The sequence below is a fragment of the Candidatus Acidiferrales bacterium genome, from assembly GCA_035934015.1.
GTDB lineage: Bacteria > Acidobacteriota > Terriglobia > Acidiferrales > UBA7541 > DAHUXN01.
Window position 1 is genome coordinate 164,014 of sequence record DASYYH010000023.1, and the last position, 26,169, is coordinate 190,182.

At 56.6% G+C, this 26,169-nt stretch carries 20 protein-coding genes and 1 tRNA gene; 5 read left to right on the forward strand and 16 right to left on the reverse strand.

Annotation, left to right across the window (positions count from 1 at the left end):
* Window positions 1–4: 4 nt before the first annotated feature.
* Entirely contained in the window at window positions 5–1,582 is a 1,578-nt protein-coding gene (murJ, locus tag VGR81_11460) for a murein biosynthesis integral membrane protein MurJ (protein ID HEV2289560.1), read from the reverse strand.
* A gap of 565 nt (window positions 1,583–2,147) precedes the next feature.
* Between murJ and VGR81_11465 the strand changes: the two genes are divergently transcribed.
* On the forward strand, window positions 2,148–3,500 hold the full coding sequence (locus VGR81_11465; protein HEV2289561.1) for a hypothetical protein: 1,353 nt from the start codon (window positions 2,148–2,150) through the stop codon (window positions 3,498–3,500).
* 44 nt (window positions 3,501–3,544) lie between these two features.
* On the opposite strand, the gene VGR81_11470 is transcribed toward VGR81_11465, so the two are convergent.
* The 13 genes from VGR81_11470 to VGR81_11530 form a co-directional block, all read right to left on the reverse strand.
* The gene (locus VGR81_11470; GenBank protein HEV2289562.1) at window positions 3,545–3,979 is read right to left on the reverse strand and encodes a DUF6526 family protein; all 435 of its coding nucleotides are present in this window, start codon (window positions 3,977–3,979) and stop codon (window positions 3,545–3,547) included.
* Between the two features lie 169 nt (window positions 3,980–4,148).
* Window positions 4,149–5,042 (reverse strand): alpha/beta hydrolase-fold protein, encoded by an 894-nt coding sequence (locus tag VGR81_11475; protein ID HEV2289563.1) that lies wholly within the window; start codon window positions 5,040–5,042, stop codon window positions 4,149–4,151.
* A complete protein-coding gene (locus VGR81_11480; GenBank protein HEV2289564.1) occupies window positions 5,035–6,399 on the reverse strand; it encodes an ABC transporter permease in 1,365 nt (454 codons plus the stop codon). Before VGR81_11480 ends, VGR81_11475 begins: the two co-directional genes overlap by 8 nt.
* Window positions 6,396–7,097: an ABC transporter ATP-binding protein gene (locus VGR81_11485; protein HEV2289565.1), complete on the reverse strand. Its 702-nt coding sequence runs from the start codon at window positions 7,095–7,097 to the stop codon at window positions 6,396–6,398. The genes VGR81_11480 and VGR81_11485 overlap by 4 nt, the downstream gene beginning before the upstream one ends.
* A 144-nt stretch (window positions 7,098–7,241) precedes the next feature.
* Window positions 7,242–7,907: a phosphate signaling complex protein PhoU gene (phoU, locus tag VGR81_11490; protein ID HEV2289566.1), complete on the reverse strand. Its 666-nt coding sequence runs from the start codon at window positions 7,905–7,907 to the stop codon at window positions 7,242–7,244.
* A 57-nt stretch (window positions 7,908–7,964) separates the two neighbouring features.
* On the reverse strand, window positions 7,965–8,813 hold the full coding sequence (pstB, locus tag VGR81_11495) for a phosphate ABC transporter ATP-binding protein PstB (GenBank protein ID HEV2289567.1): 849 nt from the start codon (window positions 8,811–8,813) through the stop codon (window positions 7,965–7,967).
* On the reverse strand, window positions 8,810–9,658 hold the full coding sequence (gene pstA / locus VGR81_11500; protein ID HEV2289568.1) for a phosphate ABC transporter permease PstA: 849 nt from the start codon (window positions 9,656–9,658) through the stop codon (window positions 8,810–8,812). Before pstA ends, pstB begins: the two co-directional genes overlap by 4 nt.
* Window positions 9,655–10,659: a phosphate ABC transporter permease subunit PstC gene (pstC, locus tag VGR81_11505; GenBank protein HEV2289569.1), complete on the reverse strand. Its 1,005-nt coding sequence runs from the start codon at window positions 10,657–10,659 to the stop codon at window positions 9,655–9,657. The genes pstA and pstC overlap by 4 nt, the downstream gene beginning before the upstream one ends.
* A gap of 42 nt (window positions 10,660–10,701) precedes the next feature.
* Window positions 10,702–11,721 carry a phosphate ABC transporter substrate-binding protein PstS gene (pstS, locus tag VGR81_11510; protein ID HEV2289570.1) on the reverse strand — a complete coding sequence of 340 codons (1,020 nt, stop codon included), beginning with the start codon at window positions 11,719–11,721 and terminating at the stop codon, window positions 10,702–10,704.
* Between the two features lie 239 nt (window positions 11,722–11,960).
* Window positions 11,961–13,568 carry a hypothetical protein gene (locus VGR81_11515; protein ID HEV2289571.1) on the reverse strand — a complete coding sequence of 536 codons (1,608 nt, stop codon included), beginning with the start codon at window positions 13,566–13,568 and terminating at the stop codon, window positions 11,961–11,963.
* 281 nt (window positions 13,569–13,849) lie between these two features.
* A complete protein-coding gene (locus tag VGR81_11520) occupies window positions 13,850–14,188 on the reverse strand; it encodes a phosphate uptake regulator PhoU (GenBank protein ID HEV2289572.1) in 339 nt (112 codons plus the stop codon).
* Between the two features lie 233 nt (window positions 14,189–14,421).
* Window positions 14,422–16,206: an ATP-binding protein gene (locus VGR81_11525; protein ID HEV2289573.1), complete on the reverse strand. Its 1,785-nt coding sequence runs from the start codon at window positions 16,204–16,206 to the stop codon at window positions 14,422–14,424.
* Window positions 16,196–16,900, reverse strand: a complete 705-nt coding sequence (locus VGR81_11530) for a response regulator (protein HEV2289574.1) — start codon at window positions 16,898–16,900, stop codon at window positions 16,196–16,198. The genes VGR81_11525 and VGR81_11530 overlap by 11 nt, the downstream gene beginning before the upstream one ends.
* A gap of 480 nt (window positions 16,901–17,380) precedes the next feature.
* Between VGR81_11530 and VGR81_11535 the strand changes: the two genes are divergently transcribed.
* On the forward strand, window positions 17,381–18,430 hold the full coding sequence (locus tag VGR81_11535; GenBank protein HEV2289575.1) for a 3-oxoacyl-[acyl-carrier-protein] synthase III C-terminal domain-containing protein: 1,050 nt from the start codon (window positions 17,381–17,383) through the stop codon (window positions 18,428–18,430).
* Between the two features lie 15 nt (window positions 18,431–18,445).
* On the opposite strand, the gene VGR81_11540 is transcribed toward VGR81_11535, so the two are convergent.
* A tRNA-Arg gene (locus tag VGR81_11540) sits at window positions 18,446–18,522 on the reverse strand.
* Window positions 18,523–18,710: 188 nt separating this feature from the next.
* Between VGR81_11540 and VGR81_11545 the strand changes: the two genes are divergently transcribed.
* The 3 genes from VGR81_11545 (at window position 18,711) to VGR81_11555 (ending at window position 25,078) form a co-directional block, all read left to right on the forward strand.
* On the forward strand, window positions 18,711–19,742 hold the full coding sequence (locus tag VGR81_11545; GenBank protein ID HEV2289576.1) for a radical SAM protein: 1,032 nt from the start codon (window positions 18,711–18,713) through the stop codon (window positions 19,740–19,742).
* Between the two features lie 183 nt (window positions 19,743–19,925).
* Complete coding sequence (locus tag VGR81_11550; protein ID HEV2289577.1) at window positions 19,926–23,843, forward strand: TonB-dependent receptor; 3,918 nt, start codon at window positions 19,926–19,928, stop codon at window positions 23,841–23,843.
* A gap of 137 nt (window positions 23,844–23,980) precedes the next feature.
* A complete protein-coding gene (locus tag VGR81_11555; GenBank protein HEV2289578.1) occupies window positions 23,981–25,078 on the forward strand; it encodes a DNA recombination protein RmuC in 1,098 nt (365 codons plus the stop codon).
* A gap of 22 nt (window positions 25,079–25,100) precedes the next feature.
* On the opposite strand, the gene VGR81_11560 is transcribed toward VGR81_11555, so the two are convergent.
* Window positions 25,101–26,165, reverse strand: coding sequence for a hypothetical protein (locus VGR81_11560; protein HEV2289579.1), 1,065 nt, complete (start codon window positions 26,163–26,165; stop codon window positions 25,101–25,103).
* Window positions 26,166–26,169 lie beyond the last annotated feature (4 nt).

Here is a 26,169-nt window from a genome sequence, read left to right on the forward strand (position 1 = left end):
AGCGCTAGGGGAGTCTCCCCGCAGACCTGAATTTTAGCCACCCTAGATACGCATCCACTTCTCGGATTCGAAACAGCTTCAGAAGCGGGATCAAAATAACCACCCCTGCCGCCGTCGCAACAATCAGGATCTCAAACGACCCCAGCATCCTCTGCCACGCAATCACGTGCCTCAGCCATTTCGCCAGCTCATAAATCGCTCCAGCGGTCACCGCGGACGCCACGGTCACTTTGCCCAAAAATAGCATCAGGTCTCCCACTTCGTGGTCCCTTGTCCGCCGGATGAGCAACACAAAGAGAAGAATTGTCAGCAGCGAAATTCCGATGGAACTCGCCAGCGCCAGGCCCAGATGCTGCGCCCGCCGCACCAGCCACCAGTAGATGGGCAAATCGAGAAAAGTCATCGCCGTTCCCACAATCGCCGGAGTCCATGTGTCGCGCGTCGCATAAAATCCTCGCGCCAGCAGGTTCTGTGCACCCCACGCGAACATTCCCAGCGAGAAGAGAGCCAGTGTCGAAGCCGTAGCCTGCAGATCAAACGCCTTCAGCCTTGTGTGCGAGAAAACTACGTGTACCACGTACGGGCTCTGCGCAACCGTGAGCGCCGAAATCGGAATCAGCAGCAGTATCAATCCCTTTAGAGTGTCGTTCAGCACGCGATTCAGCTCCGCAAATTTTCCTTCCGAGTACAACTGCGCCAGCACAGGAAACGATGCCACGCCGATTGCCTGTCCCACCACGCCCAGCGGCACGCGCATCAGTGTCTTCGCGTAGGTCAGCCAGGTGATCGATGCGGGCACGAGATACGACCCGAACCAGCGGATGATCCAGTCATCCGTGAAGGAGAGTGAAAGCGCCAGCATGATCGGCACGGCCAGCTTGATGAATAGTCTGAAGCCGGGATGCCGCAAATCGAGCGCAAACGAAAATTTCGCTCCCACCTGATGCGCGCCATAAATTTGCAGCAGAAAATTCCCCAGCAGCGCTCCCGCCAGCACGCCAACAGAAAACCCCCTGATTCCGATCCTCGAAGCAAGAAACACACCGCCGAGAATAATCATCAGGTTGTAGACCAGCGGCGCAAGCGAAGGCACAACGAATCGCCCCTTCGCGTATTGCACCGCGCTCAAGATTCCGCCCTGATAAAAGCAGAACTGCGCCGGCAACATCAGCCGCGTCAAATAAATCACGCGCTGCTTTTCCACCGGCCCGAATCCTGGCGCGATCACGGCCACCAGTTGCGGGGCGAAGACCTCCGCCACGCACACGAGCGCGATCACCAGGAGTCCCATGAACGTCATCACCGTGGAAAATACCCGCCAGCCTTCTTCTTCCTGTCCCTCCGCAACGAATTTCGCGAATACGGGAATGAACGTGATGCTCAGCGAGCCCGCCGCGACCAGATAATTCAGAAAGTCCGGCAGCGTGAATGCCGCGTAATATGAATCTGTGATTGCGTTCGAACCGATTTGGTGCGCCACCGTCCATTCGCGCACAAATCCGAGCAAGCGGCTCAGCAGCACGCTCGCCATCACGATGCCCGTGGATTGGATGATCTTGCGGTTCAGGCCCGGAGTCGTCACGCAAGAAATAGTACACGGGTTGCACGTTCCAGCCTCGCGTCGCTTTCCGGTCGCTTGCTGCTTTTCTTACTAGCCCATTTCGCGTCGCGCAATGCGTGCCTCGGCCGATCCTCGCGATTCAAAATCCACAACCACTACACCTTGCATTTGGCCTGGCGGCCGCGCATCATTTTTCTGTGCGCGCCGCGCTTTTTTGCGGGCCGTGCAGCGATGTCCGCGGACGTCGCAACGAAGCTTAGGGGGCAATTTTGCAGGGAGCGATGCGAAACAGGAGCCGTGGTTCGCAGTCGATGACTTCACAGCGGACGCCAGAGCGAGGAAGCGGTCTTTCCGCTGCTTCAAAATCGTGCTTAGTCGGTGGCGAGCCTCAAGGAACAGCCGGCACAGTGCCTTGCATCTCCTCTAGGTCCCTCCGTTCTAATCGCCACACCGCGGAATTAGAAATGTCCGTAACTTACACAAAACAAAGGCTCGCCAATTTTCTAATCGCCACATTTTGCGGCTTTTTACGGATTGCCGACTTTCTCCTTTTCAGTCAATTTCCAGCTGTGGGAGTTGCAATTTCATGAACGGCATTCCCCCACCCCCGTTTCACCGCCTCTCGCGCCTCACCGTCGCGTCCGTCGCGGCGATTTCTTTCTTTGGATTTTTCTGTGCCGCAATTCCGCGCCAGAAAAATCCCCTTCCCTCCACCTCGCCCACTTTTTATCGCGACGTCCTCCCCATCCTCCAGCAGCACTGCCAGGTCTGCCATCGTCCCGAAGAAATCGCACCGATGGCACTTGAGACCTATGAGCAAACCAAGCGCTACGCGCGGCAAATCAAAGCGAAGGTCACGCGTCGCGTCATGCCGCCGTGGTTTGCCGACCCATGCTGCGGGCATTTCTCAGACGATCCGTCGCTTTCTCCGCAGCAAATTGCGACGCTCGCTGCGTGGGTCGATCGCGGCGCACCTGTCGGAGATCCTCGCGACGCGCCTCCGCCGCGAAAGTGGGCGAGCGGCTGGGTCATTCCTCAGCCCGACAATGTCGTGAAAATGCCCGCGCCCATCTCCATCCCTGCGAGCGGCGACGTCGAATACACATACGAAATCGTGCCCACTCATTTCACGCGTGACGAATGGGTGCAGATGTCTGAAATTCGCCCGTCATCACGCGCGAATGTTCACCACGCGGTCGTCTATGTCCGTCCGCCAGGCTCGAAATGGCTGCGGTACGCGCCCATCGGTGTTCCGTTCACCGCGTCTACATTAAAAGACGCGCAGGATCGCCGCGATGCCGAATGGACCGACAGCGATATTCTTCTCGTCTACGCGCCCGGAAGTTCCCCCGACGAATGGCCCGCGGGCATGGCGAAATTCGTCCCCGCCGGATCCGATCTCGTTTTTCAAATGCATTACATCACCAAGGGCCATCGCGTCGAAGATCAAACCAGCATTGGCTTGATTTTTGCCAAACAGCCGCCTAAGCAGCGCGTGCTGACTCTGCAGCTCACCAACGACAGCTTCGTCATTCCGCCGGGCGTTCCCGACTTTCGCGTCGAAGTTCACGGCACTCTGCCGAATGACTGCACGCTTCTCAGTTTTTTCCCGCACATGCACCTGCGCGGCAAAAAATTCGAATACAACATCATTCGCTCCGACGGCTCCATCGAGCCGCTCCTGCGCGTGAACTACAATTTTTACTGGCAATTGAGCTATCGGCTGGCGCAGCCGTTGTTTCTCAAGGCGGGAACGGAACTTCAGGCTGTCGGCTGGTACGATAATTCCAAGCAAAATCCGCACAATCCTGATCCAACCGTCGCCGTGCGCTGGGGCGACCAGACCTACGATGAAATGATGGTGGGGTTTTTCGACGTCGCTGTGCCGGCGAACATCGACAAATGGCAATTTTTCATTCGCCACAGCGGGCGCAAGTGAAAATCCGACGGCTCCGATTCAGTCCGCGCGGCGCAAGCGCAACGCTAAGCCCGCAGGTAATCTGCCTTCCACGTCTTGATCATCTTCTTGATGGATTTCCGGTCTTTCACTTTTTCGTCGAGCACCCGCCGTGCAAGGTCCGGCAGTTCCGCATCGCTGGCGAACCGCAGGCCGATCAACTGTTCGACAGTGAACTCCGGAACGCGCGGTTTCAGATCCGCCGGAAGGATCTTTTCCATCCGCAGGCGCACCTCCAAACGGATCACGCGATCCTGCACCGTCAGCGCAAACAGCCTGGCATAGAGCGCCACGAGGATAAGTGCGATTGCGAGAAGCACTCCCACAACCGCCCCGAACGAAAACCATGTATGAACCAGCTCATAGATCGACCAGCCCAGGTTCAAAAGAAGAATCGGCAATGCAACCAAGTGAAACGCCGGAACAACTCGCGCGTGATTCGCAAAATTCTGCTCGCTCATTATATGACCTCAATTGATAAGATTTGGCCCGCTCGTTCTTTGGACGTCCGAATTCGCTTTCCGTCTCGTGCCTCTCTGCAGTTTCTGTGTTTCGAAATGTTTTGCTTGTCCCCAGACTGTTGGATGTCGGCTCGTCCTTTGCGATGCAGGCGGCAGCCAGCGCCATCTCTCATTTCGAAGGTCCCAAGCCGAACGCACGCGAGTCGAATTGCAGTGCCGCCGGCAAATGCGCGGCAAAATACTGCCAGTCGTGGCCGCCGGGATACAAGTGAAATTCATGCGGGACGCCGCGCGATTTCAGGATTTCATCAAGAGCTCGCGCGCCGGCTTCGAATCCGTAATCGTCTTCCGTGCCGCAATCGAAATAGATTTTCAGGCCGGCAAGGTTGGCCGTCCGCGCCAATTGCAAGGGATTATTGCGCCGCCAGTAGGCGGGGTCGAATGGCGTTCCGAAGGGCGAAAGCGCGCGCAAAAATGCCGGCGGACTTTGCGCCGAAAATTTCACATCGGGCAATTTTTCGAGAAGCGCCGCGCTATTGGTGCTCACCGACGCAAACCATTCCGGATGCGCAAACGCAAGATGCAGCGCGCCATATCCGCCCATGGAAATTCCGTCGATGCCGCGAGATCGCCGGCCGCGCCGGATCCGGTAGGTGCGTTCGATGAATGGGAGAAACTCATGCAAGAAAAAATCCTCGTAGCGAACGCGGCCGTCGCGCGAGTTGATGTAAAAGCTCGTGTCACCCGCAGGCGCGACGATGAGAAATTCGCCGAGTTGATGCCCTTCCCACAGATCTTCAATCAGATTCCACGCCCCGGAGCTGACGAGCATTTGCTCGTTTTCGCCGAGGCCGTGGAGAAAATAGAGAACAGCGAATCGCCGCGTTTTTTCGGTGTCGTAGCTCGGCGGGAGAATCGCGCAATAGCGCACGCTGCGGCGCAGAGTCGCGCTGCGCATGGAATTGCATTCGATGCGGCCGAGGGCGGCGCGGGCCGGACGAGCCGCCATGAAAAATAGAACGAAGATGGACGCAAGAATCGAAAGTCGCAGCCGGTTATTCATACCGCAGAGCCTCAACCGGATTGAGGCGCGCGGCACGCGATGCCGGATAGAGGCCGGCGATCAGGCTGACGATCACAGCGAACGCAATGGCTCCGAGAGCGAGCCAAACCGGCACGGCGGAGATGTCGACTGCGGGAAGACTTTGGCGCGCCAAATAGACGTTGGTGCCAAAGGTCAGCGCGCGGCCGATGAGCCATCCGAGAAACACGCCGAACACTCCGCCGACGAGTCCCATCACCCCAGCTTCGGCAAAAAAAAGCTGCTTCACGTCGCGGTCGTCCGCGCCGAGAGCCTTGAAAACTCCGATCTCGCGCCGCCGCTCCAGAATCGCCATCACGAGCGTATTTACAATCCCCAGCGTGGCCACGGCGAGCGCGAGACTGCCAAAGATTCCGAGGAGAAGATCAAACACGGTGAAAAACAGGCGCAGGTTGCGCGTCGTATCCAGCAGAGAAAACGTCGCGAAGCCCATGGCTTTGATCGTAGCTTCCACAGCTTCCACCTGTTTGGGACTCTTCACGCGCACGGTGAGGCTGGCGTAATTGCGATTCGCTCTCGAACCATTCAACACGGTGCGAAGGTCATTCACTTCCGTGGCGCTGAGTGTTTGCGCCACCTGCAGCGGGATGAAGACGCGGCTGCGGCCAAAGCCGCCGAAACCTCCCCCCGGCTCCGTCGCGACGATTCCCACGATTTTCAATTGTTGCTCATGCGGCACAACGGAGAATCCGCCGCTCGGAGAGTCCGCCGTATTGGCATGCGCAGAGCCGGATGCATTTGAATTCGCCAGCGCTTGCCGTTCCGCATAACGAAGCACGAGGTTCTTGCCGATGAGCGACGACGGGTCATTCGAAAGCTCTTTGGCGAATTCAATTTGCAGGATGGCCTCGTCCGCAGCGGGGCCCGAGAAAAACGCACCCTGCATGCCATCAAAGGCGCCATCAATGCGCGCCGATTCGGGCACGCCAGCGACCATCGTCGGATACGGATTATTCGCGTAGCGGATTTCGGTCAGAAAGCGGATTTCCGGATAGACCTCGGTGACGTTGGGCAACCGCGCGATTTCCTGCCGCGCGGCTTCATCGAGCGGCGCAACCGGTTGCGCGGCATTTTCCGTCGCGTTCCGGCGCGACCGATTAAAATCTCCCATTTCGCTTCGCGACGCGACAAACACTGCATTGAAAAGCCCGGTGCTCGAAAGCCTCTTGCTCGCAAATTGCTGCAGGCCGACGCCGAGGGAAAGCATGGCGACGAGCGAAGCGACACCAACAGCGACGCCCAGCGTGGTGAGCGAGTTCCGCAGGATGGCTTCGCGAAGGTTGCGGACAGCAAGTTCGCTGATGTCGCCGAACTTCATTGCCCCGCGCCTCCGTTCGCGTTTCTTTCACTGACCAGCTTGCCATCAGCGAGCGTGACGATGCGATGGGCGAAGCGCTCAGCCAGCGGGCGTTCGTGCGTGACCATGACGATCGTCATACGCAGCGTCTCATTCAATTCCTTCAGCAGAAGCATGATCTCTTCGCCTGTGGCGCTATCGAGGTTCCCGGTCGGTTCATCGGCCAGCAAAATCGATGGCCGGTTGACCAGTGCACGGGCCAATGCAGCGCGCTGCTGCTCGCCGCCGGAAAGTTCGGTTGGCCGGTGCGCGAGGCGCTTATCGAGGCGCACACGTTCGAGAGCTTCGCGCACGCGTTCAGCGCGTTCGGCGCGATCCACTTCCGCAAGACGCAGGGGCAGCTCGACATTCTCTTCCAGTGTCATGCGCGGAAGGAGATTGAACGCCTGAAAAACCATGCCGACGACGTGGCCGCGATAGCGCGCCAATTCATGCGTGTCCATTTCAGCGAGATTGCGACTCTGAACCACGATGGCGCCAGACGTGGGACGGTCGAGTCCGGCGAGCAGATTCAGGAGCGTGGATTTTCCCGAGCCGGAGCTGCCCAGCAGGGCGACGAATTCTCCCGTGAGGACGGAAAGCGTGACGTCATTGATAGCAGGAATGACAGCCGAGCCCATTTGATAGCGCCGCGAAACATTTTCCGCGCGTATGGCCATTCCATTGGTTTCGCCGTTCATATTCGAGCCCATCATGTTACTACGCACGGCGGAGGCGGCAAGTTTCGTTGCTGGCGCGGAAGAATCGCAAAGACAGGCGACGGCACAAAGCGAAAGCCAGGAAAAAGCCAATCGCCGCGAGCGTCAGCGGCGGTCGGCGGCAAGATGGCGAACGTCGCGGCCGGCGACCATATAGATGACGTCTTCCGCGATGTTGGTAGCGTGATCGCCGATGCGTTCGAGATTTTTGGTGATCAAGACCAATTCAAACGCGGGAAAAACGACGGCGGAATTTTCCATCATATAGGTGAGAAGCTCGCGAAAGATTTGGTCGCGAAGATGATCAACTTCGTCATCGCGAACGAGAACGGACCTGGCGAGGTCCGCATCGCGGCGAACCAGAGCATTGATGCTGTCGCGAACCATACCCTCCGCCAGTTCGCTCATCCGCGGCAAATCCACGTAAGGCTTGACCTGCGGGTGGCGAAGGATGCGCAAGGCCGACTGCGCGATATTAACGGCCTGGTCGCCGATGCGCTCGAGATCGTTATTGATGCGAGAGGCAGAAAGGATGAAGCGGAGGTCGACGGCCATCGGCGATTGCGTAGCAAGCAATTGCATCACGCGGTCGTCGATTTCCAGCTGAAGGTCATTGATATTTTTTTCTTCTTCCAGCACGCGCGACGCGAGTTTTTCGTCTTTTTCGAAAACTGCCTGCACGGCCTGGTGGACGGCGTTTTCCGAGAGGCTGGCCATCCAGAGCAACCGTTCCTTCAATTCATCGATTTCGTGTTCGAAATGCCGTTCCATGAATTCTCCTGAAAAATCCTTCTTGCGAGCCTACACTGCCAGAAGACAGGCCAGCTGCTACCCGAAGCGCCCGGTGATGTACGCTTCCGTCCGTGAATCCGAGGGCGTGGTGAAAAGCTTTGACGTGACAGAGTATTCGATCAGTATGCCTTCCAACAAAAACGCCGTGAAATCGCTGGCGCGCGCCGCTTGCTGCATATTATGAGTCACAATGACGACTGTCCAATTTTTCTTCAACTCGAAGAGCAGCTCTTCGATTTTTGCCGTAGAAATCGGGTCGAGAGCCGAGCAAGGCTCATCGAGCAGGAGGACTTCCGGATTCACGGCAAGCGCACGAGCGATGCATAAGCGTTGCTGCTGGCCGCCGGAGAGGCCGAGCCCGGATTGATGCAACTTGGTTTTGACCTCATCCCAGAGACCAGCTTTGGTCAAGGTATCTTGCACGCGACCGTCCATCTCCGATCGCGGGAGCCTTTCGTACAACCGAATACCAAATGCAATGTTCTCGTATATCGACATGGGGAAAGGCGTCGGCTTCTGGAAGACCATGCCGACCTTTGCGCGAAGCAGGCCGATATTCTTGAGAGTCAAAATATTTTCGCCGTCGAGGATTACCTCGCCTTCGACACGCTGGCCAGGATAAAGGTCGTACATGCGGTTGAAAATTCTCAAGAGAGTCGATTTGCCGCATCCGGACGGCCCAATGAAGGCCGTAACTCTATTTTGGCTGATTTCCAAGCTGACATCTTTGATTGCGTGAAATTTGCCGTAATAGAAATTCAGATTGCGGGCCGAGATTTTGACTTGCGGCGGAGCAGCGGTGTGCGACTCTGCAGAATCTTGATGAGATTCGACCGGCACGACAACGTTCGTCAAAGGATAGCTTTGCGAGCGATCGGTGGTCATTTGGGCACCTGGACCTTACCAAGGAACCAACGAGCGACGAGGCTCAGCACCAGAACGAAGAGGACCGTAATGAATGCCGCAGCCCAGGCCATCTGCTGCCAATTCGAATAGGGGCTCAAGGCAAACTGATAAATCACGACAGGGATATTGGCGATGGGATGGAGGATGTCCTTGGAAAAAAATTGGTTATTCAGTGCGGTGAATAACAGTGGAGCTGTCTCTCCGGTGATACGCGCCAAGCCGATGAGTATTCCGGTAAGTATGCCGGCGCGCGCGGCTTTCCACGTCACCTTTGTGATTACGACCCAGTTGGGCGCTCCCAAGGCAACCGCTGCCTCGCGCATGTCACTGCCGACCAAGCTGAGCATTTCGTCCGTTGTGCGCACGATGATAGGAATCATCAAGACTGCCAAAGCCACGCTGCCGGACAAGGCGGAAAAGTGTCCCATCGGATCGACCATGACCGCATAAACAAAGAGGCCAATTTCGATGGATGGCGCGCTAAGCATGATGTCGTTGATGAAGCGGACGGCATTGGCGGTGCGGCTTCGGAAGCCATATTCGGCCAGCCATGTGCCGCCCATCATGCCTACAGGCACGCCAATCAGCAATGAAATCGAAAGCAAAAGGAGGCTTCCGACAAAGGCATTGCGCAAGCCAAATGAATTCGTACCTGGCGGCGGGGTGTCCTTGATGAACAGATCCCAGTGTATTCCCGCGACGCCAAATTTGAGTGTCGTCCATAGGATCCAGAAAAGGAAGAAGACGCCGATGGCGGTAGCGGCACCCATCAGGATCTTGCTGGTCACATCCACAGAGCGACGCCTCGCGTAGATGCTGATCACGCCGCAGCCCCCTCGCGCCGACCGAGACGGCGAATGAGCAGCACAGCAAGAAAGCGAACAATCAGCGTGACAGCAATCAGGATCAAGCCCAAATAAATCAGCGACGACACATAGAGCTTGGTCGTGGCTTCGGTGAATTCATTGGCAAGGACGGATGGGATAGTTGCTCCCGGCATCAGAAAACTGGATGAAAGCGTGTTGCTATTGCCGATCACAAAGGTGACGGCCATGGTTTCACCCAACGCACGTCCCAGGCCCAAAAAGATGCCGCCGATGACTGCGGTTCGCGTATAAGGCAAGATAATATTCCAAGCGACTTCCCACGTAGTGGCTCCCATTGCGTAGGCAGATTCGCGCAGCGATGAAGGAACCACCAAAAACACGTCACGCATGATCGAGGACATGTACGGCAGAACCATAATCGCCAAGACGATTCCGGCAGTCAACATGCCAATCCCCATTGGCGGCCCTTGAAACAAAAGTCCAATCCCCGGGATTGCTCCCAGTTTATCGTTGATCCAGGGCTCGGCCCTGGCGAATACCGGTGCGAAGATCAAAAGTCCCCACAGACCATAGACGATACTCGGAATGGCAGCCAACAGCTCGATTGCTGCGGCTACGGGCCTCTTGATCCAGACGGGAGCAATCTCTGCAATGAAGACCGCGACCCCGAAACTGATGGGCACGCCGAGGACCATTGCGATTGCAGAGCTGACCAGAGTGCCGATGATGAATGGAAAGGCCCCAAAAGTTTGAGTGACGGGATTCCACTCGCTCGACTTTAGAAATTTCCAAATGCCAAATGCATGGATTGACGTACGGCTGTCAAAAGCGATGGCAATGATGGTAGCGAAGAGGACGCCCGCAACGAGGAAAGCCGCAAACACAGCCGCTTTGTGGAAGAAAAAATCTGCCGGCAGGTGCCACGACCTGCCGACAGATTTTGGCCGCTCGGACATCGGCCGTATTTCGATTCCCGACACAACGTCCGATTCACTCATCTATTTCCCTTGGGCAGAAGTTGAAGGAATCAGCGACAGTACTTAGAGACTGTAGCCTAGCTCCTTCTTCCAATACGATTTGATGGCTGCGACCGTATTCTCGGGCAACGGACCGAAGGAAATCGACCGGGCCATGTCCTGTCCATGCTCGAAACCCCAATCGAAGAACTTCATCACCGCCAGATTCATTTCCTTGGGAGCGTTCTTGCGCAGAATTTGCCAGGTGCAGCCGGAAATCGGCCACGTGTCCGGTCCCGTGTGGTCTGTGAGGATCACGTAAAAATCCTGCGCTTTCGTAAAGTCCACGTGCGCGGCGGCGTCCTGGAAGCCCTTGAGGCTGGGGCTCACAATCTTGCCGTCACGGTTGATCATGCGAGCATCGGACAGATGGCTTTCAAGAATGTATGCGTACTCCACATAGCCGATCGAACCGGGAATGCGCTGAACGTAGGAAGCCACTCCTTCGTTGCCTTTGCCGCCTACGCCAGCAGGCCAAGACACGGAAGTATTTGCTCCGACTTTATCCTTCCATTCCGGGCTGACCTTGGACAGATAGTCGCAGAATGTGAACGTCGTGCCAGATCCATCTGAGCGGTGGACGACAGTGATGTCCATATCCGGCAGATTCAAGCCAGAGTTCAGCTTGGCGATTTCCGGGTCGTTCCACTTCTTAACCTTACCCAGATAAATGTCAGCGACGAGCGACCCGCTGAGAACAAGCTGCTCAGGCTGGATTCCGGGAAGATTATAAACCAAGTCTTCGCCAGCTACGGCAGTGGGGAATTGGATCAGGCCCGCACTGCTCAAATCTTCGGGTTTGAGCGGCATGTCACTCGCACCAAACGCCACGGTGCCAGCCTTAATCTGCGCGATTCCGCCACCTGACCCGATGGATTGATAGTTCACCTCTACCCCGTTATTCTGCTGATAAGCAGCAGCCCATTTGGCTACCAAGGGGTACACCCAAGTGCTGCCTGCGCCCGTCAACGTGGACTGCGCCGAAGCGGCAAGTCCAACCAAGGAAAGAGCCAGGAGGATTGCCGTCAGTCTAAGCGATTTCATGATTTGCTTCTCCTCGGAGATTTAAGTTTGGCAGTTCTATTGTTACAGTTGTGTTACATTTCGATGACTGTTGTGAGAAAGCCCTTCCCTAGAGATGCCTCACCTTATATGTCTTACCGTCGTAGCCCTTTTCTACACGTCAGGATGCAAGAGGGTTAAGTTTTAAGACGCTTGGGAACGTCCGTTGTTCCCAAGCGTCTTGTTACATACAAAACGCGCGACCGCAGGAACGGTGCGGTTTACGGCAAGTCGTAGCGCAAGTCGACGAAGGCCATGCCCAAGTGGGCACTGGCCGCGTTTGCGGGAGTTCCCGTAATGGACCACGGATTCCGCGACAGATAGGAAACCTGAGTGATCAGCTTCAGGTCACCGTAGTCACGGTTCTTCCACATGGTCTGGATCAGGCCGATGGTCGGCTCGCTTATGATGCGATTCTGAGAGCTATTGGAGCCGGGATAGCCATACCCGGTGTAGGTCGTTGTTCCGCCTGTGCCTGTCGTCGCTTGGAAATCGTGGCCGATATAGATACCGCCGTAGTAGGCATAAAGCAGGGTGTTTTTGATGGTATCCTCAAAGCCGCCAATCCACGATCCTGCATGGACGGGCGAAGGAACGAAATTGCCGGCGGTGTTGACGTTTACAGTGAAATCGGGTGCCTGCTGGAAGATATAACGACCTCCACCGTCGCTCCAGAAAGTGTTGGCGATCAAATGAAAGTTCTTGGCGATTTCGAAGTTGGCGTTGACAGAACCGCCGCCACCGGACTTGGTGACGTTTCCGAGGCCAGGCGTGTTGAGGCGAAATGCGCGGTAAATACCGGCCACTTCGATGTGGAGGTTGCGGCCTCCGCCATTCGGATGGGTATCAAATGCAAGCTTTGATTCGATGTCCGGCGCTTTGTTCGGAGTCTTCGGGTTTCCACCACTATCATCAACCTGTGCGGTGTTAAAGCCGGTTGGGAAGGTGACGAGCCCGCCGGTATACTGCTCGGGATCCTCAAGAGCAAAACCCCAAGTGATGTTGTCGTTGGCATGATAAACGAGGCGAACACCAGGTGTACGGAGCCAAACCAAGCCCACCTGGTAGTTCGTATCCATGTCTTGGGAGTAGAAGATATCGCCCGGCATTGGTGAAATGCCGACGCGGTTTGGCGTCATCATGCTCCAAGACTGCCCCGCGAGGACTTCCCATTTGCCCTTGCGAACATCGACCCAATAGAGGCGCATACGAAGGGTATCCGAATGGCTGCCGATATAGACGTTGTTCGCGGCGTTGCCGAGGAAGTCCGCCTCGAGGTAGCCGCGGACTTTGAGGTCGCTGCTCGGGTTGGCGTCGATTTTCATTCCAACGCGAGAGTTCTGGGCGCTAAAACGCAGTTCGGATTCTTCACCGGCCGGAGAAGAGCCATTGAAGGGAATGCTGCCGAAGCTGGTGCCGATGCCGCTGCCCACATCTGTTGAACGAAAGACAGTCGTGAAGTCCATAAAGCCCAAAGGAGAGAATTCGGCCTTGCCGATCCTGAAGAAAAGCGGCGACTGATCATCCTGATCCGACTGGCTATCGGCTTTGGAGAAGGTCGCCGCCCCGCTCGCCTCCTCGGTCGAAGTAGCGGAGACTTTTGCGACGGCGGTTTGGTTCGCTGGCGCGGGATCCGTCGAAGAACTTTCCATTTTCTGCTGTTTCTTGGCAGGTGCTTCCTTCTTCGTGCTATTCGAAGCTGCGGTGCCGGAGGGCGCGCTCGCGCTATTATCCGCCGGTGTTGAGCTATTGCTGGCGCCGGCTTGTGCGAACACCGAAGCGCTCGATAACAGCATCATCGCCGCTAAAGCAATCAAAATTCTTCTCATTCACTCCTCCTTAAGAGAGTGTTCCAGATTTGTCGCTCGACGTCTCACGTCCGCGAGGGAAGGGATTGGCCCTGCTGGAGTCACCGCAAGCCGACGAAAAAGTATGGCCGAACTAGAAAAAGGATGGCTGGCACCGGGGGGGCGCCAGCCAATCGGGGCGACGCAGCAGACCTTTTCTCGCTGTGAGTGGTGTGGGGTATGCGTCAAGATCTGCTCCGTAGATCGCGAAGAAGTGTGGCAGGAGAGTTTGAATATGCGGTGAGAAGAATATGAATATTAGGTTACATTTCCTCAGGATAGGCTTCAAAGCTACGCAAATTAGAGGAGTTAGCTCGACCGTGACGAATGTCAAGCCCGCGCAACCAGAAGACAATATCTTCGGCGATGTTGGTGGTATGGTCGGCGATGCGCTCCATGTTGCGCGTGGCCAAGAGGAATTGAATATTGGGAGCAACGAGAGAGGAATCCTGCTTCATGGCCGACAATAGGCGGTCGAAAACCTGATCGCGGAAGTCGTCAACGGCTTCCTCGCTTTCGAGAACCTCGTTTGCGAGAGAGACATTTCGGTGGATCAGCGCTCCAAGGCAACGGCCAACCATGGCACGGATCGAGATGCTCATGGGTTCGAGTTCCAACGGCGCTTTCTACAGCGCGCGCCATAGAGATGATGTAGTTTTCGAGCGCTGTTTCGTAGACGCTTTCTGAACCACTGGCCGGCGACGCCATAGATGACCAATCCCTTTCTGCAGGACCTATTTTCGAGCCGCTGACGATACCCATTTCATTCCAAATGTGAGAGTTCCGTGTTGCAGTGGGATGACACAGAGATGAATTTGCAGAAACAGATGCGGGTTCAGGCGCGCGGGACTGAAAAGCGGAACTTCGAGCCTTCGCCGACAACGCTCTCGACCCAAATCCTGCCGCCGTGGGCTTCGACGATGTGTTTGGCAATGGCCAGGCCAAGGCCGGTGCCCCCGACTTCTCGGGAGCGGGCAGCATCGACGCGATAGAAACGCTCGAAAATACGCGATTGTTCATTTTGCGGTATGCCGATTCCCGTGTCCGCGACCGTAATGACAACAAATTCCCCGCTGGCTTCCGCAGTGACTTCGATGCGACCGCTCGCGGACGTATATTGAATGGCATTATCGAGAAGATTTCTGAGAACTTCGCCAAGCAAACCAGCGTCGCCGCGCACACGCGGCAAATTCCGAGCCAGGCGGACCGCTCCGATGGAAATCTGCTTTTGAGAGGCGGCCAGCCGTACGGCTTCGATGCCCACTTCTATTAGGTGGCGCGGATCGATGGGCTGAAAATCGATTTCCACTTTGCCGGCTTCGATGCGTGAAAGCCTGAGGAGGTCTTCAGTCAGCCGAGCCAGGCGCGCGGCATGCGAACGGATGATTTCGACAAAGTGGCGATTGTTTTTCGGGTCGTCGAGAGCTCCAGAAAGAAGCGTTTCGGCGAATCCTTGAACGGCCGTCAGGGGTGTGCGCAACTCATGAGAAACGTTAGCAACGAAATCCTTGCGCACTTGTTCGAGCCGGCGCAGCTCGGTGATTTCGTGCAACACGACGACCGCGCCGGGCAGACTGGCGGTGGGAGGCTGTGCCGTCGCAGCGCCGTCGAGGGATGCAACGGGCGCGACAATGACGGAAAAAATCCTCGGCCGTGCCGCGCCGGAAGAGATTTCGCCGCGGAACACTTGCTGTTCAGCAAGCACTTTACGGAGCAGCTCGATAATCTCCGGATGCCGGATCACTTCGACCGCGGGACGGCCTTCAAATTCCGCTGAGTTGACCTCCCAGATTTTGCCGAAGGCCTCGTTGCAGAAGACGAGCCGCTCGCGGAAATCAACAACGGCGATGCCTTCGACCATGCTGCGGAGAATCGCGGCAGAACGATTGCGCTCCTCGGTGAGAGTGCGAATCATCCGGTTCACCTGAGCCGCCGTTTCATTCAGTGCATCGGCAAGATCAACCAGTTCATCGTTGCCCGGCTCCCGAGGCAACGGACGGAAATCGCCAGCGGCAACCTGGCGAGAGAAATCCTTCAAGCGCGCGACGCGGCGAGTAAAGCCGCGGGAGAAAAAAGCCGAGACGACGATGCCAAGAATCAAAGTGAGAAACGAAGCGGTCCAGACCTGAAAGCGGATTTTCGCCAGAGCCGTATTGATTTCGGCGAGCGGCAGGGCAACACGGATGATGACTGGCGACGCGCCGGCACGATCAGAGCGAATCGCGTAGTAAACCAGATCGCGGTCGAGCGTGTGGCTATGCCGGACCGACTCGCCTTGACCTTTGGCCATAGCCTGAATGAATTCCGGGCGATTCGCGTAACTCTCCATTGTGGTGATGTCATGGGCCGAATCCGCGAGGACGCGGCCATCGGCGGCGATCACAGTAATACGTGCGCCGCTGTGAGCCATCCAGGAAGCCCAAGAGGCGAGCGCAGAGGAATTCTCGAAATCGGGCGGGCGAGATTTCGCGACTTGCGCAAGAGAACTCAGCTGGTCGTCGGCGGCGCGAATGTAATCTTGCCGCAGGATGCGGGCCACATAAAAATCAAAAGCGGCGAGAACCAGTAGGACGAGAATCAGGTACGTGAGCCCAAGCTTCCAAAAGAGGCTAGCTCGCACGGGTTTCGAAGAGGTAGCCTGCGCCTCTCACGGTCTTCAAATATTCCGGCTTTTCCGGGTTGCGTTCGACTTTTTCACGCAAGCGCCGCACATACACATCGACGCTGCGCGGCGTGACGAAACGGTCGCTGCCCCACACGGAATCAAGCAGCTGATCGCGCGAAAAGACACGATTGGGCCGCGAAGCAAGGAAGTAAAGGAGACGAAATTCGAGCGTGCTCAGAGGCAGAGTCTTACCCTCACGCTGAGCGCGGTAAGAAACGGGATCGACGCGCAGAGTTCCGATTTCGAGCAGCTTGGCTTCCTCGCCGGGCGGCTGGACGCGGCGGAGCAAAGCTTTGATTCGCGCGCCCAATTCGCGGGGGCTGAAAGGCTTGGTGACATAGTCGTCGGCGCCAAGTTCAAGGCCCACTACGCGGTCGGCTTCTTCGCCGCGAGCCGTGAGCATCAGGATGGGAAGGCGGTGCAATTTTTCGTCGCGGCGAATTTCCTTGCAGATTTCAAGACCGGACAATTTGGGAAGCATGAGATCCAGGATGAGCAGGTCCGGCGATGACTTGCGAACTTGTGCCAGACCGGTCATGCCGTCGCCGCATGCGATGATCTGGTAGCCGTCTTTTTCCAAGTTGTAGCGGACCAGCTCGACAATATCCTTGTCGTCTTCGATGATCAGGACTTTGACTGGAGGGTTCACGATAAGCAAAGCATAGCGGAAGCGATTCCGGCGAGCAAGACAGCACGAGAATCATTACTGAATATTCATACTTATTACTTGCCGCGTTTTGAGCGCGAAATGACCGCGAATGTTAAAGGGACATTAAAGACACGTTAAAGCGGCCGGCGACGGTGCCATAGGCCGGAGAATTCCGCGATGGATTTCGAGGAATTCCGGGTAGAATGCCCAGGGAATCCTAGTTCGGGCCGTTGCCAAGATTATTACTTGCCCCCGCGAAGCTTCAGGATGAGAATCGGGGCCGCGTAAATGTGCGTTTGGAAGGCCCGCCGGAGAATTTTCGAGAAGCAGGCATTGTGAGACGGGGCCGGCGCGGCAGGAAGTGCATTCGCCGTGAATCAGCAGGATGGGCGCAAAGCAACTCTGCGCTGAACATGTGCGTCACAGGCAGATACTCCGCAGCTGCGTGCGCGCCGGAAAAAACGAGAGGATAGGTGAAGGATGAGAATTGCCAGCGTCGCGGGGGCATTTCCCAAGTATTACTACAGTCAGGACGTTCTCTCCGCTGCTTTGAAGCAATACTGGGGCGACCGATTGAAGAATCCCGACGTTCTGGACCGCCTCCACGCCAATGTCAATGTCCGCGGGCGCTATATGTCATTGCCGTTGGAGGGCTATTACAAGCTCATGTCATGGGGCGAGGCGAACAACAAGTGGATTGAAACAGGCCTCGACATCGGCGAGCAGGCAATCGCCAGCGCGTTGAAACCAATCGGCCTGGCCGCGCGGGATCTGGATGCAATTTTCGTGGTATCCGTCACGGGCATCGCCAGCCCTTCGCTCGACGCGCGATTGATTAATCGCATGGGATTGTGCGCGAATATCAAGCGCAACCCGATTTTCGGGCTGGGTTGCGTGGCGGGAGCAGCGGGAATTTCGCGCGCGGCCGATTACGTTCGTGCTTTTCCGGGCCAGACGGCCGTGCTGCTCGCCGTGGAACTCTGTTCCCTGACGATTCAGCGCGACGATCTCTCCGTGGCTAATCTTATTTCCGCCGGATTGTTCGGCGATGGCTCAGCGGCGGCGATTGTTACGGGCGATGAAAGAGATATTCAGGGGCCGGAGATTCTGGCAACGCGTTCGACATTCTATCCAAACTCCGAACGCACGATGGGTTGGGATATCTCCGAGAAGGGTTTTCAGATTGTGCTTTCGCCGGGTGTCCCGGATGTAATCAGGGAGCATCTGGGACAAGATGTCGATTTGTTCCTCTCGGACATGGGACTTTCGAAGAAAGACATTGGAAGTTGGGTGTTTCACACTGGCGGACCCAAAGTGCTGGAGGCGGTTGAGATGGCGTTGCAGCTTCCGGACGATGCGCTGCAAGCGTCGTGGGACTGCCTGGCGAAGGTGGGAAATATCTCCTCTGTGTCAGTCCTGCTGGTCCTCGAAGATGTGATGGCCAACCGGCGTCCCGAGCCCGGAACGCTGGGCATTCTGGGGGCGATGGGACCGGGATTCTGTTCGGAACTGCTTTTGCTGAAGTGGTGAGTGACAAGCAAAGGCTGGTGGGGCTGGCCGGAATTGAACCGGCAACCTAGGCGTTAGGAGTGCCTCGCTCTATCCATTTGAGCTACAGCCCCGTTGGAAGCTCCCCTAATAATAGATTATCACGCACGGCGGCGAGCTGACTGCTGTGTTGCGATCCCGCCAAAACTTAAGCGCCGCGCCCAAGCTCTGTTGTAGCATAGATATTTAGAGGCTTCTGTGCTGGAGACGAGGCTATTTTTTCGCGGCCTTCGTCATCGAAAATAGCGAGGAAAAGCTACGGATGGACACTCGCCGAAGAATTCGACGTAAGCTCCTGGCCACGCATCGCGCGGTGCGAAGCTGGCGGATGATCGCGAAGGCGCTCGTCTCGACGAAGCACCCGCTCCTGGCGCACATCATCCCGATCCGGCGATGCAATCTCGCCTGCACGTATTGCAACGAATTCGACGACTTCTCGAAGCCCGTTCCGCTCGACGAGATGTTCCGCCGCATTGACCGGCTGGGTTCCTTCGGGACATCTGTAGTGACAGTCAGCGGCGGCGAACCATTGCTGCACCCGGAGCTGGATGAAATCATCCGGCGCATCCGGCACAACGGAATGATCGCCGGAATGATCACCAATGGCTACTTACTCGTCGCGGAGCGCATCGAGCGACTCAACCGGGCCGGACTGGAATTTTTGCAGATCAGCATCGATAACGCACAGCCGGATGACGTGTCGAAAAAGAGTTTGAAAGTGCTGGATCAGAAGCTGAGGCTGCTCGCGGAGCACGCGGATTTTCACGTCAATATCAATTCGGTGCTAGGCAGCGGGATCAACCGTCCCGAGGACGCGCTGGCTGTGGCACATCGCGCCGTGGAACTGGGCTTTTCTTCGACTGTCGGAATCATTCACGACGGCAACGGGCAGTTGCGCCCGCTCGGACCACGAGAACAGGAAATTTTCGAGGAGATCATGAGACTCGGAAAACACTCATTCTCGCGTGTCAATTCGTTCCAGCACAATATCGCCGCCGGCCGCGCGAATGACTGGCGATGTCGCGCAGGCTCGCGCTATTTGTACATTTGCGAGAACGGGCTGGTTCATTATTGCTCGCAGCAACGAGGCTATCCCGGCGTCCCACTCGCGGAATATTCCGCGGAACGGCGCCAGCGCGAGTATTACACGAAGAAATCGTGCGCGCCGCATTGCACGGTTTCTTGTGTCCACCAAGTGGCCGTCCTCGACAACTGGCGCGGGCCGCAGAAAATCGAGCCCGGCGCGACGCAAGAGACCCAGCCCTTGGTTCACCTGAGCGGAACCGGCAACTGAGCAAACAAGTCAGATTCCTTCCTGCAATCCTTCCTAAGATTCCTGTTGCGCGAATGCTGCTATTGCTGTAGAAGCCAAACAATGGCTTCCCTGTAACTCAAGGCTATTGTGGGGGAGAGTGCCCTCGACTCAGGCAAGCGGGCGCCTGTGTTTCGAGAGACTCTTGCCAAAGGGGTGGAAACGATGCGTCTGCTGAGACAAGCGCTCCGTGTCGGTGCGGTTTGCTCCTTCTTCTGTTTTTTGGCCATTGGCACGTTGGCGCAGATCAACAGCGTGCAGCTTTCGGGAACTGTAGCCGATCCGCAAGGCCTCGGTGTCCCAAACGCGCAGGTTACGATGAAGAATTTAGCGACGGGAGCGACGGCAAACGTGGCCAGCGACGCGAACGGCCATTACGAGTTAGTTGGCTTGCCTCCGGGACGCTATTCACTGACTGTAGAGGCCAAAGGATTCACAACCCTTGTCAACCCGGAAATCACGCTCACTCTCGGAGCGCCTGCGGTCTTCAATCCACACCTCGTGATCCGCACAGGGCAGCAAACGGTAACCGTCACGGGCCAGCCAGAGTTGGTGCAGACGGAGAAGAGCGACGTTTCGCAGACCATCACACAGACACAAATTGAAAACCTTCCGATTAACGGCAGGCAATACATTCAATTTGCGCTGCTGGATTCTCAGGCGAGCCGTGACAGCGCACCTTCCATCGGAGCAGCGCCGACGAGCGGACTGAATTTTGGAGGGCAGCGCGCGCGATCCAATGACGTGTCCGTGGACGGCGCAGACGCCGTGGACGATTCTGTCGGGGGAGTTCGCGCGACCGTTTCGCAGGAAGCCGTTCAGGAATTTCAGATTCTCACCAGCAACTACATGCCGGAATTCGGCCGAGCCATGGGCGGCGTGATCAACATTGTGACGAAGTCCGGTTCGAATGAGGTGCATGGAGACGCATTTGGTTACTTGCGTTTGAGCGCGCTGCAAGCGCGGAATCCTTTTTCATTTCAAGTGAATCCTGCAACGGGAGATATCCAGCCGGTAAAGCAGCCGTTCACGCGCGTACAGACGGGCATGACCATCGGCGGGCCCATTCAAAAAGACAAAACGTTCTATTTTTTCAGTTATGAGACGACTCGGCGCCAGGAAACGGGGTTCAGCGACATTGGGCAAGGAGGAGGGGGCTGCCCCACGGGCAGCGCGAATGGCCTTTTTGGATTGTGCTCCGCGACGTATTCATTCTTTCCCGCTCCGCTAACAATGACCGGGCCACAGACAAGTTTTGTGCAGACACTTCTTGCCAGTGGGAATGGGGCGCTGCAAAGCTTCGCGGCCAATTATGCCGTTCTGGCAGGCTCGGCTTCGAGCGTGGCCGTGAACGGCGCGGATTACGGCGCCATTGACCAGGCAAAAGGAGTCGCTCCGTGTTCGACCGGCCCTCCGTTTCCGTGTTTCCCGCTGCCTGTCCTAAACAACAGCGGCACGGCTTTTTCTCCCGCTTTGCCAGCGTCATTCACCCCGCTTGTGTCAGAGATCGGAAACTATCCGGTCAAGGAAGGGACGAGCCTCTATTCGCTCCGGTTGGATCATATCTGGAATACGAAGAACAGCACATTCGTGCGCGCCAATGTTTCGCCATCACTGATCACGGGCATCCAGGTGAACGCACAAAATCAAAATTTTGGAGAAAATGCCGGTTCGCGAACTTCGCTGCAACAATCGCGAGATCTCGACATCGTAGGCCAGCACACGACGGCGATTCGCAGCAACTTGTTTAATGAATTTCACTATCAATTCGCGAGACGCGGACTGCACTACGGATATTCGCAATTGCCCGGTGGCGGAAACGTGGCCGTGAACATCACTGGCTTTGCCTTTTTCGGGCGCGAGCCTTTTTCGACCGTGGACCGCATTGAAAAACGCCATCAGTTCACCGACGACCTTACGTGGATCAAGGGCAATCACACTTTTAAGTTTGGCGAGGACACGAATTACATTCAGCTCGGTGGATCCCAGGCGGAAATCTTCGAATTGAATTTCGGGGGAGTTTTCGACTTTGGCTCCTTGAGCGCCGCGGATTTGAGCCTGCCTTCATCGGTGGGAGGCGTTGCGGTTCCCGGTCTGACGGCTCTGCAGGCATACGGCCTCGGCCTCCCGGGAGACTTCATCCAAGGGATTGGAAATTCGAATCGGCCTTTCAATGTCCCCTCGCTGGGAGTCTTCGCACAGGATAGCTGGAAGATTGTTCCAAGACTTACACTGAATTACGGGCTGCGTTACGACATTCAATGGACGCCGACATTTTCGCCGGGGACTTCGCTCAATGCGGCGGCAGAACCGGCGCTGAACGTAATCGAAGGCGTTCCTGTCTCCGCAAAAAACATCGCTCCGCGATTTGGCCTTGCGTGGGATCCGACCGGCAGTGGGAAGACAGCGATCCGCGCGAGTTATGGCCTCTTCTACGATAACCCTGAGCTGGCGCTCGAGTTTGATTCGACGACGGCCGATGGCGCGTTATCATCGCAGCTCGTCGCCGGCGGCGGTACGCCGACCGCGTGCGCGATTACGACTGCTGTTTGTCCGGGGACGTCGGAGCCTGGTGTCGTGGGTTTGAATGCAGCCTCAGTTTTTCAAGGTGTTCTCAATACGGGCGGAATACCGACCTTTGGCTACGAACCGAACCAGCAACGGTTCAATCCATTTCAGTCCGGCTCTATTTTTACGAGCCAGAATTTCATGACTGCAGGAATCCCGATTGCGATTCTGCCTTTCACGTTACCGACGGCGAGGAATTTTGTGTTTGCCTACGCGCAACAGGGGAACCTGACCATTGAGCATGAATTCGCGCACGATTGGAAGGTGGACGTTAGTTACAGCTACACACATGGTGTGCACCTCAACCGTCCGCGCAACATCAACGCATCGAATCCAACCCTCTTGATGCAAAATTTCGCGAACGCTTTGGCAGGGGGACTTACGCCGGCGAGCCCCTTCACCGTCAGTGCTACTCCTACGGCTTCGAGCGCGAGCACCTGCGGCATTACAGCTGCTCCAGGTGCGACAGGGATCCTCGGCCTGCTGACGAATTGCCCGACACCTCTTGTTTCGCTGGACGGCCAGCCCGTTGGAACCGCTGCGGCGTTCAACTTCTTCCGACCGTCAGGGCCGAATCCATCGTTTGCAACAGCAGCCGCTCCCGGCGCCCCGTGCAGCACCGCGATCAGTGGCTTGCAACTGCTTGCCGGCGGAGTTGGCTATCCAACGGGCAAAGCCGGACTGTGCGTGCCATGGAGCGACGTTGTTCAGCAAGAGTCCTCCGGCAATTCCATCTATAACGGCCTGACCGTCTCCGTGACAAAGCGGCTTTCCAATCACATGCAGGTCTTCTCCAACTGGACGTGGTCGCACGCGATTGACGATTCAACGGATTTGCAAATACTGCTCGAACCGCAGGACAACAGTTTGCCGCAGCTCGAGCGCGGCAATTCCGCGTTTGATCAGCGCCATCGCTGGGTTACAAGCGCTGTTTTCGAGAGCCCTTCATCGAGCTCTGGAAATTGGCTGCAAAAGGCTATGACGAACTTCACATTCGCGCCGATTATGGAACTGTCTTCCGGCCGGCCATACACCGTGCTGACGGGCACCGATTTCAATCTCGATTTCAGTTCAGAAACAGACCGGCCATCGGCAGTGCGTGTTCCAGCCGGCGGAATGCTGCCATCCGGCGCCGTGGCGTCGCCGTATATTTCCGGAGTCGCCTTTTTGCCGCCGACCGCGCAGTGCCCGACACTTTTACCCGCTCAGTCCGCGGTGCTGACCGGCATCGGGCCAGAGGGAAGTTTTCTTGGCTGCATCGGCGATCTCGGACGCAACACATTCACGCGCTCAGGATATTTCGACATCGACTTGCAACTGTCCCGCAGAATTGTGCTGAATGACCGATGGAGCGTTGATGTTATCGCCGAAGGATTTAACATGCTCAATCGCTTCAACGTTGGGGACGTGAATCCGCTGTGCGATCCGACAGGCTCAGGAGCATGCGACGCCGGCCAGCCGACGGCAGCGCTCGACCAGCGCCAGTTCCAGTTTGCGTTGAAACTCCACTGGTAGACGTTTTTTTCCTCGAGCACGGGAGCGGCGAAAGTTAGCTCCCCGTCTCGCATCTTTACGCTGCTTTTGTTCCCTTTCATTCTGCGTTAAAGTGAGAGTCTAGGTTCGCCGTTTCTTCGCCATGGGAGCCATCTCCGATGACACAAGCCTTATTTGCTGGGTTGATAGCCGTAGTGATTTCGCTGGCGCTTGGAATTGTGTGGCTTTCGACGCGCCGCCGCGGCGAAGGCGACAGCCAAATCTCAGCCTTGCGACAGGATATGCAGACGGCGCTGCAGGCGCATTCGCAGGCGGTGAACACTCAGTTGAGCCAGGTTCTGCAAACGGTGCTCCAACAGCTGGGACAGGTGACGACTTCATTGCAGGAAGGTCTGATGAATTCCGGACAGTTGGTTTCGCAGGCGCAGTCGGCTGTCGCGACCGAACTGCGAAATTCGCAGGAAGTTCTCGGGCGCGTCGGGAAGCAGCTCGGAGAAATCCAGCAGGCGGGACGCGACCTTTCGCAAGCGACGCAGACGCTGCAAAGCGTTCTCGGCGGAGCGAAAACGCGCGGCTCTCTCGGGGAAGTCGCCCTCGAAGCCCTTCTGGCTGACGCTCTTCCGCGCAGCGCATACGAAACTCAGTATCGCTTTTCGACCGGCGGAATTGTCGACGCGGTGGTTCGCTCCGGCGAAAAACTCATCGCCATCGATTCGAAGTTTCCGTTTGAAAGCTATCAGCGGCTCGTCGAATCGGGCGAAGACGCGCGAAAGGAATTCTTTCAGGCGGTGCGCAAGCATGCGGAGTCCGTCGCGGAAAAATATATTTTGCAAAACGAGGGAACGCTCGATGTGGCGCTGATGTTTGTTCCTTCGGAAAGCGTCTATTACGAATTGCTGATGACCTCCGACGCGAAGCTCGGACGCCTCGATGATTATTGCCGCGGCAAACGAATTCTGCCTATCTCTCCCAACACCCTCCATGCATACTTGAGCGCGATTCTGATGGGGCTGAAGGGTATGCAGGTCGAAGAAAATGCAAAGCACCTTCAGGCCGGGCTGGCCGGTTTACAAAGCCAGCTCGAAACATTCATGAAGGTCTATGAGACGCTCGGCGGCCACATTCGCCATGCGCAGCAATGCTACGACGATGCTGATCGTAAATTGGATCGCGCGCGGGGAAATCTCGAGCAAATGGCGCAAGGCGCTCTGCCGGACGTGCCGATGAAAGCGCTGGAAGCTGCCTCAAAAGATTAAGGGTTTTCTCTGCGTACTCGGTTTAGTCGCCGAGTAAGGCGCGTCGAGCGGCTTCGAGGAGTACAGAAAAGTCTCCAGGGCTACTGCTCATAAACAGCTTCTCCACCTTTTTCCTCGCGCCTGCCACATGGATTGCCTGCGGCCGAAGTTCTTTCAAAATGCTCGCGATGGAATGCCTTTGATTTTCTGGCGCGATTTTCTGCGCGGCTTCAAGAAAGTCTCTCGCTGCGACAACGTCCGGTGCGCCCGGTGACGGGGCCAGCTCGGCACGAAACGAAAATTGACCCGCGCGCAGCCCCTTGACTTCCAGCTTCGCGGAGTTGTTCACACCGCCGGAAGTCTTCAGTGTCTGGTTGCGCTTCAGTTTGAATTGCGCGATTTGCGGGCTCAAGTTTCGAATCTTCAAACCGACGGCCTGCGCCGTTCCGTTCACGCGAAGGGAGAGTTGGATTTTTTCCCCCGGCCTGACCTGCAGTTCGCTTGCATCGGAAGCTACGTCTACCAGAGTGATCCTCAGAGGAACATCAGACGCAGACTTCAAAACAAGGTCGGCAATTCCGGGTGTGATTTGCGGCGAAGGGAGCACGATTAATTCGAGAGGTGAAGCGGCAAGGACGAGTGCCGGCTGCTCCACGATTTCGACCGAATTATGATCTGCGTCGCCATAAAAACCGCGTCCGCGGATCGAGAAGGGATTCTTCAATGCCACAAGAAATGGCACAGAAATCTTGTCTCGATTGACCGCGGCTCCAGGTGGCAGAACATCAGTTACGGCGCGTACCTCAGAGTCGGTGGTTCGGACGTACAAAACTCCGGTCTCAGGCGGAGCCAGAAAATGCGCGCGTCCGCTTTCGTCCGTCGTGATGGTTTCTCCGCTTGATAGCACGAGTTTCACGGCTGCCATCACGTGGCCGTCTGCGGAAAGAACCGCGAGCGTGGCCGGCTGGTTTGCGACCAATTCCAAGGGTAGAACAATCGTTTCCGAGGCGGTCGCATTATCTGGCGTAGCTTGCACAGCCGTGCAATTCGGCGCGCGTGGCGCTATCGAAATGGAGAGAAGGAATACCGCCAGCGCGAAACCAGACATGCGC